This is a genomic window from Janthinobacterium sp. BJB401 (genome assembly GCF_013372745.1).
Taxonomy (GTDB): domain Bacteria; phylum Pseudomonadota; class Gammaproteobacteria; order Burkholderiales; family Burkholderiaceae_D; genus Janthinobacterium; species Janthinobacterium rivuli.
Map to the genome: position 1 here is coordinate 49,754 of NZ_JABXFH010000011.1, position 18,203 is coordinate 67,956.

Sequence of the window (18,203 nt, forward strand, 5' to 3'; positions counted from 1 at the left end):
TCAGTTACCCTCGAATTGTGGTTTTTCCTTCGCTACGAAAGCGTGATAGGCGCGGTGGAAATCGTTGGTGGCCATGCAAATGGCCTGCGCCTGGGCTTCCGCCTCGATCGCTTCGTCGACGCCCATGTTCCACTCCTGCTGCAGCATTTTTTTCGTCATGCCATGGGCGAAGGTGGGGCCGCTGGCCAGGCCGGCCGCGAACAGCTGCGCCGCCTCGGCCAGCTCCTCGGGTTCGACCAGGCGGTTGAGCCAGCCCCAGCGTTCACCCTCGGCGCCGGTCAGCGAGCGCCCCGTGTACAGCAGCTCGGCGGCGCGGCCCTGGCCGATCACGCGCGGCAGCAAGGCGCAGGCACCCATGTCGCAGCCGGCCAGGCCCACGCGGGTAAACAAAAAGGCCGTCTTGCTGCGCGCCGTGCCGAGGCGGATATCGGAGGCCAGCGCCAGCATGGCGCCGGCGCCCGCGCAAATGCCGTCGATGGCGGCGATGATGGGCTGCGGGCAGGCGCGCATGGCTTTCACCACGTCGCCCGTCATGCGGGTAAAGGCCAGCAAGCCGGGCATGTCGAGTTTTGTCAGCGGGCCGATGATGTCGTGCACGTCGCCGCCCGAGCAGAAATTGTCGCCACTGCCCGTGATGATGACGGCCTTGACGTCGTCCGCATGCGCCAGCGCGCGAAACAGCTCGCGCAATTCCGCATAAGAGTCAAAAGTGAGCGGATTCTTGCGCTCGGGCCGGTGCAAAGTCAAGGTGGCGACGCCGGCGTCGACGGAAAACAGAAAATGCCGCGCGGCGTAGCCGGCCAGGCTGGCGCGGTTGCCTGGCAGGTCTTGCGGCTGGCCGGGTAGATGGCGCATGCTCAGTCCTTTATGGGGGTGTTATTCAACTGCTGTTTCATGTGCGACAGCAGGTCGATCAAGCGGGTTTTGTCGTCCGGCGTCACGCCGTGCAGCAGTTCGGCGATCCAGCCTTCGTGCACGCGCGCCATCTCGTCGAACGCGCGCCGGCCCGCCGGCGTCAGCTTGACGCTGTAGGAGCGACGGTCTTTCGGGTCGACCACGCGCACCACCAGCTTTTCCTGTTCCAGCTGGTCGGTGATGCCCGTGATATTGCCGCCCGTGACCATCATGCGCCGGGACAGTTCGCCCATGCGCAAGCCTTCGGGAAAGCGTTCAAGCTGCGCCATCAAGTCGAAGCGGGGCAAGGTGATGCCGAAGGTGGCGCGCAGGCGCGTGCGCACCTCGTTTTCAATTTTGACCGTACATGACAGCATGCGCAGCCACAATTTCAGCGACTGGTGGTGGTCCTGCGTCAGCCGGCTCGCCAGGTCCAGCACCGGCTCTTCCGGTACGGCTTCGTCCTGCAAATTTTCGGGTTCTTTATCCATGGTCTTCACTCAGTTACATGACTTCGCCGCCGGCGACGGCGATCGATTGTCCATTCATGGCGGCCGACGCGGGCAGGCATAGCCACGCCACCGCATCGGCCACTTCGCGCGGCTGCACCAGCCGCTGCTGCGGGTTGCTGGCCGCCAGTTCCGCGCGCGCCGCGTCTTCGCCGCGCCCCGTCTTGCGCACGATGTTTTGCACGGCCTGCGCCACCATGTCCGTTTCCGTGTAGCCGGGGCAGACGGCGTTGACGGTGACGCCGCGCGGCGCCACTTCCAGCGCCAGCGCGCGCGTCAGGCCGATCACGCCATGCTTGGCGGCGACATAGGCGCTGACGTAGCGATAACCCTTCAGGCCCGCCGTCGACGCCACGTTGACGATGCGGCCCCAGCCCGCTTCCAGCATGGCCGGCATGGCGGCATGGCAGCAGTGATACACGCCCGTCAGGTTCACGGCCAGCATCTGCTGCCAGATGGCGGCATCCGTCTTGCCGAAGGGCGCCGCATGCGCCTGGCCCGCGTTATTGATCAATATATCGATGCGGCCGAAATGCGCGGCCGCCTGCGCGAAGCCCGCCTGCACGGACGCTTCCACGGCCACGTCGAGCACGCAGACGGCGACCCTGCCCGCGTGGCCCGCCTCTTCCAGCTGCATGCGCGCGCGCGCCAGCCGCGCGCCATCGCGCCCGGCCAGGGTGACCCTGGCGCCCGCGTCCAGCAAGGCGCCCGCGCACGCGAAGCCGATGCCGCTGCCGGCGCCCGTCACCAGCGCGTGTTTTTCTAACAGCGTGTCCATCAATGCTTCCTTGCTCATGTCATCCTTCCAGCAGCCGCGCGGCCACCTGTTGCGGGGTGAGGCCCGTATTGGCGGCGGCCAGCTGGCGCTCGCGCTGCAGATTGCGTTCCAGCTGCTGCTGGCCCGGCCGGTACTGTTTCGGCCACGCTGCGCCTGCGCCGCTGTAGCCGATGCGCGCCATTTCCGTCAGGGTCCAGGCGGGGTTGGCCAGGTGCGGCCGGCCCACGGCGCACAGGTCGGCGCGCCCGGCGGCGATGATGCTGTTGGCGTGATCCGCCTCGAAGATCGAGCCGACGGCCATGCTGGCGATGCCCGCCTCGTTGCGCACGCGGTCGGCGAACGGCGCCTGGAACATGCGCCCGTATACGGGCTGTTCGAGTTTGCTCACCTGGCCCGAGGAACAGTCGATCAGGTCGGCGCCCGCCTGCTTGAACAGGCGCGCGATGCGCACCGCGTCATCTGGCGTGATGCCGCCTTCGACCCAGTCGTGGGCCGAGATGCGCACGCTCATCGGTTTATCCTGCGGCCAGGCGGCGCGCATGGCGCGGAACACGCGCAGCGGATAGCGGCAGCGGTTTTCCAGGCTGCCGCCATAGTCGTCCGTGCGGCGGTTGGTCAGCGGCGAGATAAAACTCGACAGCAGATAACCATGCGCGCAATGCAGTTCCAGCCAGTCGAAACCGGCGACGGCGGCGGCCAGGGTGGCGCGCACGAAGTCCTGCTCGATGCGCGCCAGGTCGCTTTCCGTGGCCGCGCGCGCCACCTGCGACACGCCGGCCAGGTATTGCTGTTCCGAGGCCGCCAGCAGCGGCCAGTTATCTTTCTTCAAGGGCAGGTCGATGCCGTCCCACATGGGCTGCGTCGAGCCTTTCGCCCCTGCGTGGCCCAGTTGCAGGGCGATCTTCGCATCGCTGTTCGCATGCACGAAATCGACGATGCGGCGCCACGCCTGCGTGTGGGCTTCGCTGTACATGCCGGGGCAGGCGGGCGTGATGCGCGCATCGGCCGACACGCACGTCATCTCGGCAAACACGAGACCCGCGCCGCCCATGGCGCGCGCGCCCAGGTGCATCAGATGGTAATCTCCCGCCACGCCATCGACGGCGCTGTATTGCGCCATGGGCGAGACGGCGATGCGGTTTTTCAGCAGCACGCCGCGCAGCCGGAAGGGCGTGAGCATGGGCGGCAGGGCCTCGTCCCGCATCGCCACTCCAGCCTGCTCGCCCGCGCGCCGCGCCAGCCACCGTTCATAATCGGACACATACGCAGGGTCGCGCAGGCGCAGGTTTTCATGCGAAATGCGCTGGCTGCGCGTGAGCATGGAATAGGCGAACTGCGGCGCTTCCATGGCGCTGTAGCGCTCGACGTTTTCAAACCACTCCATGGAATTGCGCGCCGCGCTCTGGATTTTCAGCACCTCGACCGCGCGCGCCTGCTGGTAGGCGCCCAGCGCGGCACCAGCTTCCGCATGCTGGCCGAAGCAGCGGGCCAGCTCGATGGCGTCTTCCAGCGCCAGCTTGGTGCCCGAGCCAATCGAGTAATGCGCCGTGTGGGCCGCGTCGCCCATCAGCACGACGGGCACGCCGTCCTGTACATGCACCCACTGGCGGCAAACGATGCGCGGGAAGGTGATCCACTGCGCCGAGCCGCGCAAGTGCGGCGAATTGCTCAGCAATCCTTGCCCGTCGAGCTCCTCGGCGAACAGCGCTTCGCAAAAGGCGATGCCCTCTTCCTGGCTCATGGCATCCAAACCCGCCGCGCGCCACACGTGTTCGGGCGTTTCGACGATGAAGGTGGAGGTGTCGCCATCGTATTGATAGATATGCGCCTGGAACCAGCCGTGCGGCGTCTGGCGGAAGGCAAACGTGAATGCCTCGAATTTCTTGCGCGTGCCGAGCCAGACGAAGCGACACTGGCGCTGGTCGATCTCGGGCTGGTAGCTGGCCGCATAGCGCGTGCGGATGCGGCTGTTCAAGCCGTCGCTGGCGATCACCAGGTCGGCGCCGTACTGCTGCGCGATGGCCTGGTCGTCCTGCACTTCCGTCTCGAACACCAGTTGCACGCCAAGTTCCTCGCAGCGCGCCTGCAGGATGTTGAGCAGGCGCTTGCGGCCGATGCCGCAAAAGCCATGGCCGCCGGAACGCACGGTCTGGCCCTTGAAGTGGATCTCGATATCGTCCCAGTGGTTGAAGGCCTGCAGGATGGCGCGCGCGGTCGGCTCGTCCGCGTTGGCCAGGTTGCCCAGGGTCTGGTCGGAAAACACGACGCCCCAGCCAAACGTGTCATACGGCCGGTTGCGCTCGATGACGGTGATGTGGTGATCCGGGTTCTGCTTTTTCATGAGCAGGCTGAAATACAGGCCGGCGGGGCCGCCGCCGATGCAGACGATATTCATGGCGTATCCGTACGAAGTTTGAAGCGCTGCAGCTTGCCCGTTTCCGTACGCGGCAGGGAAGGCAGGAAACGGATGGCGCGCGGGTATTTATAGGGGGCGATCTGCTGGCGCACGAAGTCCTGCAGTTCGGCCGCCAGCAGGTCGCTGGCCTGGCCGCCCTCCTTCAGCACGATGTGCGCCTCGACGATCTGGCCACGCTCGGCATCGGCGCGCCCGACCACGCCGCATTCGGCTACGGCCGGGTGGCGCAGCAGCGCCTCTTCCACTTCCGGGCCGGCAATGTTGTAGCCGGCCGAGACGATCATGTCGTCGCTGCGCGAGCGGTAATAGAAGTAGCCGTCGGCATCCATCTCGAAGGTGTCGCCCGTCAGGTTCCAGCCGTTCTGCACATACTCGCGCTGGCGCAGGTCGGACAGGTAGCGGCAACCGGTGGGGCCTTTCACGGCCAGGCGGCCCGTCACGCCGGGCGGCTGCGGCACGCCGGCCTCATCGACGATGCACGCCTGGTAGCCGGGAATGGCCTTGCCGATGGCGCCACGGCGGATGCCCTCGCCCGTGGCGGAAATGAAGATGTGCAGCATTTCGGTGGCGCCGATGCCGTCCGTCATGGCCAGGCCCGTCGCCGCCTGCCAGGCGTCGCGCGTGGCCAGCGGCAGCGCCTCGCCGGCCGACACGCACAAACGCAGGCTGCGCACGTCGTGGCTGGCCGCCAGGGGCGCCATCTGGCGGTAAAAGGTGGGCGCCGTGAAGCAGATCGTGGCGCCGTAGGCGCCGATGGCGCGCAGCAGGCTCTCGGGCGTGAGTTTTTCCAGCAGCACGGTGCAAGCGCCAAAGCGCAGCGGGAACAGCAGCAGGCCGCCAAGGCCGAAGGTGAACGCCAGCGGCGGCGTGCCGATGAAGATATCGCCGGCGCGCACCTGCAGCATGGAGCGGGGAAAGCAGTCGCAGATGGCCAGCAAGTCGCGGTGCATGTGCATGGTGCCTTTGGGGACGCCCGTCGTGCCCGAGGTAAAGCTGATCAGGCAGACGTCATCGGCCGCCGTATCGCACGCGGCAAACGGTGCAGCGTGGGCCGCCATGCGCTGTTCCAGTTCCGCGTCATCGGCGCCAAAGCACAGCATGGCCGGCAAGCCGGGCACGCCATCGAGCTCCGCGCGCAAGCCTTGCGCGCACAGCACGGCATTGACTTCCGCCTTGATGATAATCGTGGACAGCTCGCGCGCGCGCAGCAGCGGCATGGTGGGCACGGCGATGCAGCCGGCCTTCAGCACGGCCAGCAGGCAGGCGGCCATCATGGGGGTATTCGCGCCGCGCAGCAGCACGCGGTTGCCGGGGATCAGGCCCAGGTCTGCGCGCAGCACGTGGGCGATGCGGTCGACCTGGCGCGCCAGCTGCGCGTAAGTCCAGCGCTGGCCGTCGGCAAGGATGGCGGTGCGTCCACCGCCGCCATCGGCCACGGCCGCATCGAGCAGCGCGGCGACGCAATTGAGGCGCGCCGGATACTGCAGCTCGGGCAAGTCCAGGCACAGCTGCGGCCAGTGCGCGCGCGGCGGCAAGTGCGCACGCGCGAAGTCGTCCCGGGGAGATGCGGTGGTAGGCGAAGGGTCGCTGCTCATGCTCGTCCTGGCTGGTGACGGGCGCGTGCAAAGGCCCGGAAGCAGATACTTTAAACCTAAAGTATTTTCCCGGCAAGCGGAAAACAGCGAATTCAGCCAGCGCCGTCCGGCTTCTGTGCCAGACGCGCCTGCTGCGCCACGCTGCGCGCCAGCGCGGCCAGGGCCGTTTGTATCTGGCCGCCGTCGAGCACCGCGGCCTGCAGCAAGGCCATCATGCCCGCTTCCGCGCCGTGCAGACCCAAGGTGCGGCAACCGAGGTGCAGGCGTTCGAGCTGCTGGCGCGCCTGGGCCGGTTCGCCGCGCGCCAGCAAGGCGTCGACCTGCTCGCCAGCGGCGACTATCTGTCCCTGGAAGCCCGTCAGGTAGGCCAGCAGACGTTCGCTGTCGATGCCCAGGCGCTGCAAGGTGTCGCGCGGCGCCTCGGCCGGCAAGGCCGAAACGTCGAAGCAGGCGTCGATATGCTGGCGCACCTGCTCCGGCTGGAAGGGCTTGACGATGTAGCCGGCAGCGCCAGCCTGCACGGCGTCGCGCACCGTGTCCTGGTCATTCGCCGACGACACAAGCACCAGCGGCATGGCGTCGAGCGCGCTGTCGGAGCGGATTTTCTGCAGCAGCTCCATGCCGGACAGGCGCGGCATGCGCAAATCGCAAAAACACAGCGACGGACGCAAGCCGCCTTCGAGCTGCTCCCACGCCGCCGCGCCATCTTCGGCTTCCACGATATCGTGCACGCCGCAGCTGTCGATCAGATGCATCAATACCATGCGCGACACGACATCATCGTCAACCACCAGTACTTTCATTGCTTTCTCCATAGGCGGCAGCGTCACGGTGCCTGGCCATATTCTACCCAGTTTGGCCGCGCGCTCGATGGCCGGCATTGCCTATTTTACATTTCCTTGCCAGAAACGGCTATTTGCGCCAACAGTGCGCGCAATTGCGGCAAATGCAGGGCCACCTGCGTCCAGCGCCCGCCGTCCGCCGCCTCCTCCATTTCCGTGCACAGCATGTGCAGCTGCGTTTCATCGAGATAGGCGGCACTGCCCTTCAAACCGTGCAGCAGGCGCCCGGCGTTGTCCTTGTCCTGCGCCGCCAGGGCGGCGTCGAGTTCACGCAAACGCCCCTCCAGGTCGGCGAGGAAGGCGACGCGGATGCGCCGTTGCAGTTCGCCGCTGCGGATGGACTGGGCAGGCGCCGGCACGGGAACCGCCGGCGCGATGCCGAACAGGGCGTCGAGTTCGGCCTGCCCGCGCGCGGCGGCGCGCGGCGCATCCGACGGCATGCGCGGCAACATGAAACCGCGCTGCAGCTGGCGCTCGATGGCGCGCGCCAGCAAGCCATGCAGCACCGCCTCGTCCACCGGTTTGCTGAGGAAATCATCCATGCCGACGCCAAGATAACGGCTGCGGTCTTCGTCGCTGGCGTTCGCCGTCAGGGCCACGATCATCAGTTCCTGGTCGCGCACGGGCTGGTCCGGCCAGCCGCCCACGCGGATCAAGCGCGTCGCCGTGGCGCCGTCCATCTCCGGCATGCGCCCATCCATCAGGATCAGGTCATAGCGCGTATGCACGCAGGCGGCCACCGCCAGCACGCCGTTGGCGACGACGTCGACCCGGTGCCCCAGTTCCTCGAGCATGACGCGGATGATGATCTGGTTGGTGGGGAAGTCTTCCGCGCACAGCACGCGCAACTGGTGGCTGTGCGGCGCCAGCGCCACCTGCGGCACCAGCGGCGGCGCCACGCCATCGGCCAGCGGCAAGGTGAAGGCAAAGGTGCTGCCCTGCCCCGGTGTGCTGGCCACTTCGATCTCGCCCTCCATCAATTCGACCAGCTGGCGGCAGATCGCCAGGCCCAGCCCCGTGCCGCCGTAGCGCCGCGTGGTGCTGGCGTCGGCCTGCTCGAACTTCTGGAACAGGCGCGCCATCGCGTCCGCATCGATGCCGATGCCGCTGTCGCTGACCGTAAAACGGATCAGGTTGACACGCCGTCCGCCACTGCCGCTGGCCACGCCGGCCCGCTCGACGCAGACGCTGACGCCGCCGCGCTGGGTGAACTTGAAGGCATTGCCGACCAGGTTGACCAGCACCTGGCGCAAGCGGGTCGGGTCGCCCACCACGAACGGCGGCAGGTCGGGCGCGAAATCGATGGAGAAACCGATGCTGCGCGCGGCCGCCTGCTCCTCGAACAGGCTGACGACCGTCTCGATCGCCGCGCCGAGCGCGAAGTCGATGTTTTCGATACTCAGCTTGCCCGCCTCGATCTTGGAAAAATCGAGCAAGTCATTGATGATCACCAGCAGCGACTGGGCATTGGCCTGGCCGCGCAGGATCTGCTCGCGCGTGGCGTCGTGCAGCTGCTCGTCGCGCAGGGCAAAGCCCAGCATGCCGATCACGCCGGCCAGCGGCGTGCGCATCTCGTGGCTCATGTTGGCCAAAAATTCCGACTTCTGGCGCGTCGCATCCTCGGCCTTGCGCTTGGCCTGGCGCAGGCTTTCCTCGTTTTTCGTCAGGCTGCTGTTCACTTGCGCCAGCTTTTCCGACTGGGCCAGCACTTCGATTTCCTTGCTCTGCAACTCGGCCGTGCGCTCGCTGACCTGCTTTTCCAGTTCATTCTGCTGATGCCGCAGCGCGCGCACGCGCTGGCGGTAGGCGCCATAAATGGCGCCCAGCAGCAGCGCCGCCATCAGGGTGCGGAACCACCAGGTTTTCCAGAACGGCGGCAAAATCGTGATGGCCAGGGTGGCGCCGCTCTCGTTCCACACGCCGTCCTTGTTGGCCGCCTTGACGCGAAACACGTAGTTGCCGGCATCGAGGTTGGTGTAGGTGGCAAAGCGCCGGCCCGCATCCGTCATGACCCAGTCCTGGTCGAAGCCTTCGAGCCGGTAGGCGAACATATTGCGCTGGGGCGCGGCGAAATGCAGGGCCGCGAATTCCAGCGAAAAGACGCTTTCGCGGCTGGTCAGCACCAGCTGGCGCGTATGGTCGATGGCCGTCCTGAGCACGTGCGCGAACTCGCCGCGGCCGATGGCCACCGGCTTGTTGAAGATCTGCAGTTCCGTGATGGACACCAGCGGCGGCACGCGGTTGTCGTGGATATCCTGCGGCACGAACGCCGTCATGCCGTTAAAGCCGCCGAAGTACATGGTGCCGTCGGAGGCGCGCAGGGCCGCGCCATCGAAGTACGAGCCTTCCACCGTGCCGTCGGCACTGTCGTAGTTGCGAAACAGGCCGCTGCGCATGTCGAGCCGCGTGATGCCGCTGTTCGTACTTAGCCACAGCTGCTCGTTGTCGTCGCCGAGGATGCTGGCGACGGCATCGTCGGCCATGCCATCCTTGCGCACGAAGCGCCGGAATCGGATCTCGCCCTTGGCGTCGACGTCCATGCGGTTCAGGCCATTGGCCGTGCCCACCCACAGCACGCCGCGCTTGTCCTCGTGCAGGAAATGCACCTCGTCGTGGCTCAGGCTCTGCGGGTTTTGCGGATCGTGGCGGAAATGGCGGAAGTGGCCAGTGTCGCGGTCGAGCAAGTCCAGGCCGTGGAAGGAGCCGATCCACAAGCGCCCCTTGCCGTCTTCCAGCACGGGCCGCACCATATTGTCGGACAGGCTGTTCGGGTTGGCCGGGTCATGGCGGTAGGTGGTAAAGCGCTTGGTCGAGGGGTCGAAGCGGTGCACGCCGCCGCGCGTCGAGACCCACAGCATGCCGCTGCGGTCGCTCACGACATTACGGATGGTGTCGCTGTTCGGATCGCCGGCGGCAAAGCGCATGGTAAAGAAACGCCCGAGTGCCGGATCGAAGCGGTGCAAGCCCGTCGAGCCGCCCACCCACAGCACACCGTCCGGCGCCTTGTACAGGGTGGTGACCTGCTCGTCGCGCGACATGCCGGGCGAACTGCGCAGGTCGAACAGGCGCGAGCTGCCGTCGCGCGTGTCGTACAGTTTCAGGCCGCCCTTGGTGGCCAGCCACAGCTTGCCATTGCCCGCGTCGGCCACGGCGCGCACTTTCTTGTCCGCCAGCGCGCCCACGTCGCCGGGCGCGCGCGCCATGCGCGAAAAGCCGCCGCTGCCCAGGTCGACCCGGCTCACGCCGTTGTACCAGGAGCCGACCCAGAAGGTGCCGGCGCGGTCGCGGTACAAGGATGACAGCTGGTTGTCGGCGACGCTGAACTTGTCGCCCGTCTGGTGGCGATACTGCAGGAAGGTGTCGCTCTCGGGCAGCCAGCGGAACAGGCCGTCGGCATTGCTGCCCAGCCAGACCGTGGCGTCAATGTCCTGATACAGGCTGGCCACGCGGATGGCGGAAAAGCCATGTTTCTCGCCGAAGCGCACTCTGGCCTGCGGCGCCTGCCCGGCGGCACCCAGTCGCCAGCGCTCGGCGCCGGCCATGGTGCCGATCCACAGATTCTGCTGGCGGTCGATCAGCAGCGACTGGATGACGTTGTACTTCGAGCCAGGCTCCGTGTCGACGGCGAAATGCTCGAAGCGGTCGCTGCCCGGCGCCAGCATGTCCAGGCCCGTGACCGTGCCGATCCACAGGCGCTGCTGCGCGTCCAGCGCCAGCGCCTTGATTTCATTGTCGCCCAGGCTGTGCGGCTTGCCTTCTTCATGGTGCCAGGTGCGGAAGGCGCCCGTGGCCGGATCGAAATGCTGCAAGCCGTCCGAGGTGGCGATCCAGAAGCCGCGCGCGCCATCGTCGAGGATGGCGTGGATATGCCGGTTGCCGTTGCCGCGCTTGCTCTTTTCGGCCGGGGCGTAGTGGATGAAGGTCTGGCTGGCGGCGTCGAAGCGGTCCAGGCCATTGTCGGTGCCGACCCACAGCTGGCCCTGGCTATCGACGTGCAGCTCGCCCACCCAGTTGTCGGCCAGGCTGGTCTTGTCGCCTTCGATATTTTTGTAGACGACCATGCGGTAGCCGTCATAGCGGCTCAGGCCAGACTGGCTGCCGAACCACATATAGCCCTGCCGGTCCTGGGCGATGGCCAGCACCGATTCCTGCGCCAGGCCCTGGTCGACGCTGAGCTGGTCGAAACGCAGGGTGGGCGCGGGCGCCGCCGCGGCCCAGCCGCTCAACAGTAGACTGAATAACAACACCACATCGCAAACACGTCGAAATACCAGCACAGTCGTCCTGTCAAAAAAAACGCGAAAAACCCGCACGCCGCTCCAAGGGCCGTCTCAGGAACCAAAGAACGCCAGGACATCATCCTTGCGGGCTTGCGTATCGCGCTGTCCAAGACGGATCAGCTCGTTAGTATACGTCGATTCGAACAATAAATACGATGCCAGCGCCGCGCCGCGCGCTTCGGCCGCGCCGATACCGGACAACATGGTGCGGATGGGACGCGGCAAACTGCCGATATGCCGGCTGGCGATGGCGTCGAGGCGCTCGGACGGCGCGATGACGAGCAACTCCACGGGACGCAAGGCCGTCTTGCCCAGCAACTCGGGCGGCAGCATCGACAGAGTCAGGTTGATGCGGTTCAGGCGTTCGATGTCGACGGCCAGGCCATCGAGGAAAATCGACGACAGCGCATGGCCGGCGATCTGCGCCAGACTCGGGTAGCGCGCCGCTTCGGACGCGGCCGGCGCCGGTTCCGTCATGCGCCCCGCGCCCACCACCAGCACCTTGTTCGCGCCCAGGTGGATCGCCGGCGAAATCGGCGCCAGCTGGCGCATGGAACCGTCGCCGCAGTATTCGCGCTGGCCGCCTACGTACAGGGGCACGGCGGGGAAGATGAAGGGGATGGCGGCCGACGCGAGCAAATGCTCCACGCCGATCTGGTCCGGCAGGGCCAGGCGCTGCGTGCGCACCCACGGCGCGATATCCTCGGCCGTCTGGTAAAACGTCATGTGGCGGCTGCCCGAGTACGACGACGCCGTCACGGCCAGCGCATGCAGCAGGCCATCGGCCAGGGCCGCGTCCAGGCGCGGCAGGTCGAGCATGCGGTGCAGCAGGCTGACCAGCGGGGTATTGTCGAGCAGGGAACTGGGCGGCGACGCATGCCACTGGCGCAGCAGCCAGCCAAACGACAACAACGACAGCCAGCGCGCGCCCGAGCGGATCACGCCCAGCGAGTCGGCCCGATACACTTGCTCGACTTCGATGTGCTGCCACACGTCGAGCAGCTTTTGCACGCCTTCGCCGAAATTGTCGGCGCGGCAGGCCAGCGCCGTGGCGTTGATGGCGCCAGCCGAGGTGCCGCAGATGATGTCGAACGGGTTGCGCGCCGGCGCCCAGCCCGCTTCCCACAGTATCGCCGAAATCGCTTGCAGCACGCCCACCTGGTAGGCGGCACGGGCGCCTCCTCCCGTCAATATCAAGCCTGTTTTATTTTGCATTCCCATGCCGGCAGATTAGCAGGGTCTGGATACTTTGTGGAAAAGATTAGGGGGTGATTAGTCTCCGCGTACCATCCCTTCTCTTCTCGGATCCGCACCCCCAAACCAGAAATCCTTGCCATGCGCATTCAGGCGCATGATGCCCTGCAAGCCCGAGTTCTGCTCGATCACGCGCACCTCGTGGCCCATGGCCTGCAGCGCCTCGACTTGCGCTGCCGGCGCACGGCCCTTTTCCAGTTCCGTCGGGCCATTGCGGCTGCCGAAGTTCGGCAGGCTGATCGCCTGCTGCACGTTCAAGCCCCAGTCCATGGTGCCGACGAGGACCTTGGCGACATAATTGATGATGGACGAGCCGCCGGGCGAACCCGTCGCCAGCACCAGCTTGTGCGTGCCCTTCTCGAACACGAGGGTGGGCGACATGGCGCTGCGCGGACGCTTGCCCGCTTCGACGCGGTTGGCGATCGGGCCGTCCGCATCGCGCGAATCGAACGAGAAATCCGTCAGCTGGTTATTGAGCAAAAAGCCGTCGACCATCTGGCGCGAGCCGAAGGCGTCTTCCACGCTGGTGGTCATCGACAGCCCCCCCCCGAAGGCGTCGACGGCCACCAGGTGCGAGGTCGACGGACGCTGCAAGGCGTTGTCCATGCCCCACGCCACCTGCATGCCGGGCGGCGTGCCGGGTTTGGCCTTGCCCATGGATTTGTCGCCGATCAGCGAGGCGCGCTGCGCCAGATAGGTTTTATCGAGCATCGAGGCGATACCGTTGCCCGGCAGCGGCACGAAGTCCGTGTCGGCCACATAGCGGTTGCGGTCCGCGTAGGCCAGGCGCCCCGCTTCCGAGAACAGGTGGATCGCTTGCGCATCGAGTACACCGTCGACGGGTGCATACGGGCGGATATCCTTCACTTCCAGGATACCCAGCATCTGCGCGATGGCGATGCCGCCCGACGATGGCGGCGGCATGCCGCACACGGTCCAGGCCTTGTAATCGCTGCAGACGGGTTCGCGCACCTTGGCCTTGTAGCCGGCGATGTCGGTCGCCGTCAGCTTGCCCGGATTGGTCGGATGCGACGCCACCTTGGCGGCGATGTCGCGCGCGATGCGGCCGTTGTAAAAAGCGTCGGCGCCGCCACGGGCGATCTCGCGCAAGGTGCGCGCCAGCTGCGGGTTTTTCAGCACGTGGCCGACGGGCCAGGCCTTGCCCTCTTTGTCATAGAAATAGGCGGCAGCGACGGGGTCGCGCTTCAGGGCCTGGTCCCAGTTCAGCAAGCCATTGAGGCGCTGACTGACGGGAAAGCCGCCGTGCGCCAGCTTGATGGCGGGGCCGAACAGGGTGGCCCACGGCAGCTTGCCGTGTTCCTTGTGCGCCAATTCCAGCATGCGCAGCACGCCCGGCGCGCCCACGGAACGCCCGCCCACCACGCCCGTGGCGCGCGAGACGGGACTGCCGTCCGCATTCTGGAACAGGTGTTCATCGGCGGCGGCAGGCGCCGTTTCGCGTCCGTCAAACGCCTGCACGCCCTTGGCGGTCGAGTACAGCAAGAAGGCGCCGCCGCCGATGCCCGACGATTGCGGTTCGACCAGGGTCAGCACCAGTTGCGTGGCGATGGCCGCATCGATGGCGCTGCCGCCCTTTTTCAGCATCTGGTAACCGGCATCGGCGGCCAGCGGATTGGCGGCGGCGACCATGAATTTCTGCGCCGCCCAGCCCGATTTTTCCGCATACGCGGTGGCGATTTCCGGCGCCTTTTGCGGCACCTCGGCAAATACGGGACTGGCAGCCAAGGCTCCCAGCAAGGTCAGGCTCAGCGCCAGCGGCTTCAATGTGATCATGGATTCTCCGATAAAAAAAGGGCGCACAGCCGAGCAAGGCTGTACGCCCTATACGGGGGTATCCTACATCAAATCATGCCCAACTTACTTTGGCTGCATGCGGATCGCGCCGTCCAGGCGGATAGTCTCGCCATTGAGCATGACGTTTTCCACGATGGCTTTCACCAGTTGCGCGTATTCGCCTGGCTTGCCCAGGCGCGATGGGAACGGCACCATCTTGCCCAGCGCATCCTGCACTTCGGCCGGCATGCCCAGCAACATCGGCGTTTCGAAAATGCCGGGCGCCACCGTCATCACGCGGATGCCGTTGCGCGACAGGTCGCGCGCCATCGGCAGGGTCAGTCCCACCACGGCCGCCTTCGACGACGCATACGCGGCCTGGCCGATCTGGCCATCGTAGGCCGCCACGGACGCCGTGTTGATGATGACGCCGCGCTCGCCCTCAGCGGTCGCATCCTGCTTGGCCATGGCGTCGGCCGCCAGGCGGCACATATTGAAGGTGCCGACCAGGTTGATATTGACGACTTTCTGGAACAGGGCCAGCGGATGCGGGCCATCCTTGCCCACGGTTTTCACGGCCGGCGCCACGCCGGCGCAGTTGACCAGGCCGCGCAAGGTACCGAGCTTGGTCGCGGCCGCCACCACGGTCAGGCCGTCTTCTTCCGACGTCACGTCGCACTGCACGAACACGCCGTTCAGTTCCGCTGCCAGCGCCTGGCCCGCCTGCGTCTGCACGTCGGCCAGCACGACCTTGCCGCCGGCCGCCGTCAGCATGCGTGCCGTGGCCGCGCCCAGGCCCGATGCGCCGCCCGTGATGATGAATACATTGTCCTGAATCTGCATGAAATCTCCTGAGTAATAAGTGCCGTGTTCCCGGCGCCTGATGGTTGCATGGCACATGATGCCATCATTACGTTTACGTAAACGTAATGTCAGCGACAATTGTAGCCATTTTTACGCGCACCGAGCGAAAACTTGCAACACCAGCCAGTGGCAGGGTTAAAAACACTGGATGAATGCGCCATTGCGGTGGCAGATGCGCCCGTTGGCGTCGAGCGTGGCGTTGCCCGCGCCGTTGTAGCGCGCGCCGGCCGCATCGCTGCAACCGCCCGTGTCGCATGCGCCGATGGGCTGCGGCGCGCGCGGCATCGGCACGGCCGGGCTGGGCGGCAGAGGCGCCATGGGCACGACGGGAGGCGCAGGCTGGGCCGGCATGCGGCCGATCACCTGTGCCACGGAACGGCGCGGCTGCACGGGCGGCGCCGGGCTGCATGGCTCCACGGCCAGCTTGCCGCTGTCGCGCGGGTCGAGCTGGCACACGGGCAAAGGCTCAGGCAAGGATTCAGCAGGCGCCGCCGGCTCCTGCGCCCAGACATGGCCGCCAGCGAGCACGATGGCGCAGGCCAGCGCCGGTATGGTTTTTATCATCGTCTTCATGCCACCTCCCAAGCATCGATCTTACCGCTTTCATTATTGGCACACACGGCGCCAGATACCATGCACATGTTGCAACGGTGTTTTATTTCCTCTCATCACTTTCTTTCTTGCCAGCATGGCATTACAATAAGAACGATTCTTATTCTCATTATCAGAATTCGAGCGCAGTTTATTCTCTTTTCATTCATACCCGAGCCACCCGGAAGGCAGCCAGGAAATAACAACATCCGGAAAGTTCACCATGACCAAGCGTAGTCCCGCTTTCGCAACCTTTGCAGCCCCCGTTTCCACTCCCGTCCGCTCCATGCATTCCGCCGCCCTGCTCCTGCCCTGCCTGCTGTCGCTGGCCGTCAGCAGCGCCTGGGCCGAAGGCAATGTGGCCGCCGATCCCACCATGAACACGGTGGTCGTCACCGCCTCCGGCACGGCCATCGACATCAAGGATGCGCCGGCCAGCATCAGCGTCATCACGCGCGAGGAAATCGAGCGCCAGCCCGTGTATGACCTCAACACCCTGCTGCGCCGCATCCCCGGCGTGACGGGCGGCACCGGCACCGAAGACGAAGCGTCGAAGATCAAGCTGCGCGGCTTGCCCGACAAATACACCTTGATCCTGGTCGATGGCAAGCGCGTGGGCAGCTCGGCCGACACGGCGTACCGTCCGGATCTGGGCCGCCAGGACTTGAACTGGATTTCGCCCGACATGATCGAACGTATCGAAGTGGTGCGCGGCCCCATGTCCTCGCTGTACGGCTCGGACGCCATGGGCGGCGTGATCAACATCATTACGCGCAAGGTGCCTGGCAAGTGGAACGGTTCGGCCACGGCCAACTACACGCAGCCGCAGGACAGCGGCCGCGGCACGGCGCACCAGCTGGGCGTAAACCTGGCCGGTCCCCTGTCGGACACGGTCGGCATGCGCCTGGGCGTGAGCCAGACGCGCCAGAATCCCGATGAAAAATTCTTCGACAAAGCGGGCAGCATGGGCGGCGAGCGCAACCAGACTGTCTCGGGCCAGCTGACCTGGGCGCTGGGCAAGAAACAGAACCTGTCGCTGGACGCCAGCTATGGCAGGCAGGAAGCCAGCACTTCGAGCGCGCGTGATGCGGACGGCGAACCGCTGGTCGACAGCTGGGGCGCCAACAAGCTGATACGCAAGAGCGTCAGCCTCGGCTACGAAGGCCGCTGGGACTTCGGCAAGACCACGGTCAACCTGTATCACAACGACTTCGATAACCAGGACGTCGGCACGGTGGCGAAGTCCAAGGACAGCACGCTCGACGCCAGCCTGGAAAAACGGGTCGGCTGGGGCGGCATCGAACAGATGCTGGTGATGGGCGGCCAGTGGAAGCACCAGGAACTGACGAACACGAATACCATCGGCACCGTGCCCACCGATTACCTGGGCAACACCGTGAGTGGCGCGACCTTGTCCGGCACCACGTCGGCCCTGTTTGCGGAAGATCAGCTGTTCCTGCGCGACAACCTGACGGCCACGGCCGGCCTGCGCCTCGATCACCACAGCAAGTTCGGCAACCACTACAGCCCGCGCCTGTACCTGGTGTACCACCCTGCCCCCGCCTGGACCATCAAGGGCGGCGTCTCGCAAGGCTTCCGCGCCCCGAGCCTGAAGGAAAACTCGCCGGCGGCGGCGACCAATTCGGGCGGACGCGGTTGCGGCAGCCTGAAACCGCTGGGCTACGTCACCGGTTCCTGCTACATGGCCGGCAATGCGGACTTGAAGCCGGAAACGAGCACGGCTGGCGAAATCGGCGTGGCGTGGGAACAGAATGGCTGGGACGTGGGCCTGACCTACTTCCACACGGATTTCAAGAACAAGATCGACTATGCGCCGCTGGGCTTTTACCAGCAGCGCTGGTGGACCAAGATGACGAATATCCAGAAGGCGCGCACCAGCGGCCTGGAAGCGACGGCCACCATCCCGCTGACGAAAAACCTGAACTGGCGTAACAACGTCACCTACATGGCGGAAGCGAAAAACCTGACGACGGGCGCCAACCTGCTCTCCACGCCAAAACTGTCGTGGTACTCGGCGCTGGGCTGGCAAGTCAACGACCAGCTGTTCGGCGAAGTGTCGGCCCAGTACACGGGCAAGGAACTCGATGCGGGCAAGCTGGCCGACAAGGCCTACACCATCGTCGACACCGTCGTGTCGTACAAGGTCACGCCGCAGTGGACCGTGCGTGGCGGCGTGCAAAACCTGTTCAAGAAGGGTCCGATGGCCGATGGACTGGTCGACTATTATGTGCCGGGACGGCGCATGTTCGTCGGCCTGACATCGCGCTTCTAAGCAGCCATCCCGGCGCCAGCAGCAAGCACGGCCGAGAGTTGCGCGCTACAAACGCCAACAGCCCTACGGCGCGGGCCACGGGGCTGTTGGGAA

At 65.9% G+C, this 18,203-nt stretch carries 12 protein-coding genes; 1 reads left to right on the plus strand and 11 read right to left on the minus strand.

Annotated elements, in window-relative coordinates:
* The 11 genes from HWE17_RS09920 to HWE17_RS09970 all read right to left on the minus strand — a co-directional run bounded on the left by HWE17_RS09920 (position 1) and on the right by HWE17_RS09970 (position 15,799).
* Positions 1-855 (minus strand): enoyl-CoA hydratase family protein, encoded by an 855-nt coding sequence (locus HWE17_RS09920; protein WP_176388658.1) that lies wholly within the window; start codon positions 853-855, stop codon positions 1-3.
* A gap of 2 nt (positions 856-857) precedes the next feature.
* Complete coding sequence (locus HWE17_RS09925) at positions 858-1,385, minus strand: MarR family winged helix-turn-helix transcriptional regulator (RefSeq protein ID WP_176388659.1); 528 nt, start codon at positions 1,383-1,385, stop codon at positions 858-860.
* A gap of 13 nt (positions 1,386-1,398) precedes the next feature.
* Positions 1,399-2,199, minus strand: coding sequence for an SDR family NAD(P)-dependent oxidoreductase (locus HWE17_RS09930; protein ID WP_176388660.1), 801 nt, complete (start codon positions 2,197-2,199; stop codon positions 1,399-1,401).
* 1 nt (position 2,200) lies between these two features.
* The gene (locus tag HWE17_RS09935) at positions 2,201-4,576 is read right to left on the minus strand and encodes a bifunctional salicylyl-CoA 5-hydroxylase/oxidoreductase (protein WP_176388661.1); all 2,376 of its coding nucleotides are present in this window, start codon (positions 4,574-4,576) and stop codon (positions 2,201-2,203) included.
* Entirely contained in the window at positions 4,573-6,192 is a 1,620-nt protein-coding gene (locus tag HWE17_RS09940) for an AMP-binding protein (RefSeq protein ID WP_176388662.1), read from the minus strand. Before HWE17_RS09940 ends, HWE17_RS09935 begins: the two co-directional genes overlap by 4 nt.
* A gap of 92 nt (positions 6,193-6,284) precedes the next feature.
* Positions 6,285-6,995 carry a response regulator gene (locus HWE17_RS09945; protein WP_035828776.1) on the minus strand — a complete coding sequence of 237 codons (711 nt, stop codon included), beginning with the start codon at positions 6,993-6,995 and terminating at the stop codon, positions 6,285-6,287.
* Positions 6,996-7,081: 86 nt separating this feature from the next.
* A complete protein-coding gene (locus tag HWE17_RS09950) occupies positions 7,082-11,260 on the minus strand; it encodes a two-component regulator propeller domain-containing protein (protein ID WP_255206184.1) in 4,179 nt (1,392 codons plus the stop codon).
* Positions 11,261-11,365: 105 nt separating this feature from the next.
* Positions 11,366-12,535 (minus strand): patatin-like phospholipase family protein, encoded by a 1,170-nt coding sequence (locus HWE17_RS09955; RefSeq protein ID WP_034751717.1) that lies wholly within the window; start codon positions 12,533-12,535, stop codon positions 11,366-11,368.
* A gap of 51 nt (positions 12,536-12,586) precedes the next feature.
* A complete protein-coding gene (ggt, locus tag HWE17_RS09960) occupies positions 12,587-14,362 on the minus strand; it encodes a gamma-glutamyltransferase (RefSeq protein WP_176388664.1) in 1,776 nt (591 codons plus the stop codon).
* Positions 14,363-14,446: 84 nt separating this feature from the next.
* The gene (locus HWE17_RS09965) at positions 14,447-15,205 is read right to left on the minus strand and encodes a 3-hydroxyacyl-CoA dehydrogenase (protein ID WP_176388665.1); all 759 of its coding nucleotides are present in this window, start codon (positions 15,203-15,205) and stop codon (positions 14,447-14,449) included.
* Between the two features lie 156 nt (positions 15,206-15,361).
* Positions 15,362-15,799, minus strand: coding sequence for a hypothetical protein (locus HWE17_RS09970; RefSeq protein WP_176388666.1), 438 nt, complete (start codon positions 15,797-15,799; stop codon positions 15,362-15,364).
* 241 nt (positions 15,800-16,040) lie between these two features.
* Here HWE17_RS09970 and HWE17_RS09975 point away from each other — a divergent pair, with 241 nt between their 5' ends.
* Entirely contained in the window at positions 16,041-18,110 is a 2,070-nt protein-coding gene (locus HWE17_RS09975) for a TonB-dependent receptor (protein ID WP_099401000.1), read from the plus strand.
* The last annotated feature ends 93 nt before the right edge of the window (positions 18,111-18,203 follow it).

What these genes read in the sequence shown, in the direction of transcription:
- HWE17_RS09920 (WP_176388658.1), bottom strand. Translation starts at nt 855, where the DNA reads ATGCGCCATCTACCCGGCCAGCCGCAAGACCTGCCAGGCAACCGCGCC.
- HWE17_RS09925 (WP_176388659.1), bottom strand. Translation starts at nt 1,385, where the DNA reads ATGGATAAAGAACCCGAAAATTTGCAGGACGAAGCCGTACCGGAAGAG.
- HWE17_RS09930 (WP_176388660.1), bottom strand. Translation starts at nt 2,199, where the DNA reads ATGAGCAAGGAAGCATTGATGGACACGCTGTTAGAAAAACACGCGCTG.
- HWE17_RS09935 (WP_176388661.1), bottom strand. Translation starts at nt 4,576, where the DNA reads ATGAATATCGTCTGCATCGGCGGCGGCCCCGCCGGCCTGTATTTCAGC.
- HWE17_RS09940 (WP_176388662.1), bottom strand. Translation starts at nt 6,192, where the DNA reads ATGAGCAGCGACCCTTCGCCTACCACCGCATCTCCCCGGGACGACTTC.
- HWE17_RS09945 (WP_035828776.1), bottom strand. Translation starts at nt 6,995, where the DNA reads ATGAAAGTACTGGTGGTTGACGATGATGTCGTGTCGCGCATGGTATTG.
- HWE17_RS09955 (WP_034751717.1), bottom strand. Translation starts at nt 12,535, where the DNA reads ATGGGAATGCAAAATAAAACAGGCTTGATATTGACGGGAGGAGGCGCC.
- ggt (WP_176388664.1), bottom strand. Translation starts at nt 14,362, where the DNA reads ATGATCACATTGAAGCCGCTGGCGCTGAGCCTGACCTTGCTGGGAGCC.
- HWE17_RS09965 (WP_176388665.1), bottom strand. Translation starts at nt 15,205, where the DNA reads ATGCAGATTCAGGACAATGTATTCATCATCACGGGCGGCGCATCGGGC.
- HWE17_RS09970 (WP_176388666.1), bottom strand. Translation starts at nt 15,799, where the DNA reads ATGAAGACGATGATAAAAACCATACCGGCGCTGGCCTGCGCCATCGTG.
- HWE17_RS09975 (WP_099401000.1), top strand. Translation starts at nt 16,041, where the DNA reads ATGACCAAGCGTAGTCCCGCTTTCGCAACCTTTGCAGCCCCCGTTTCC.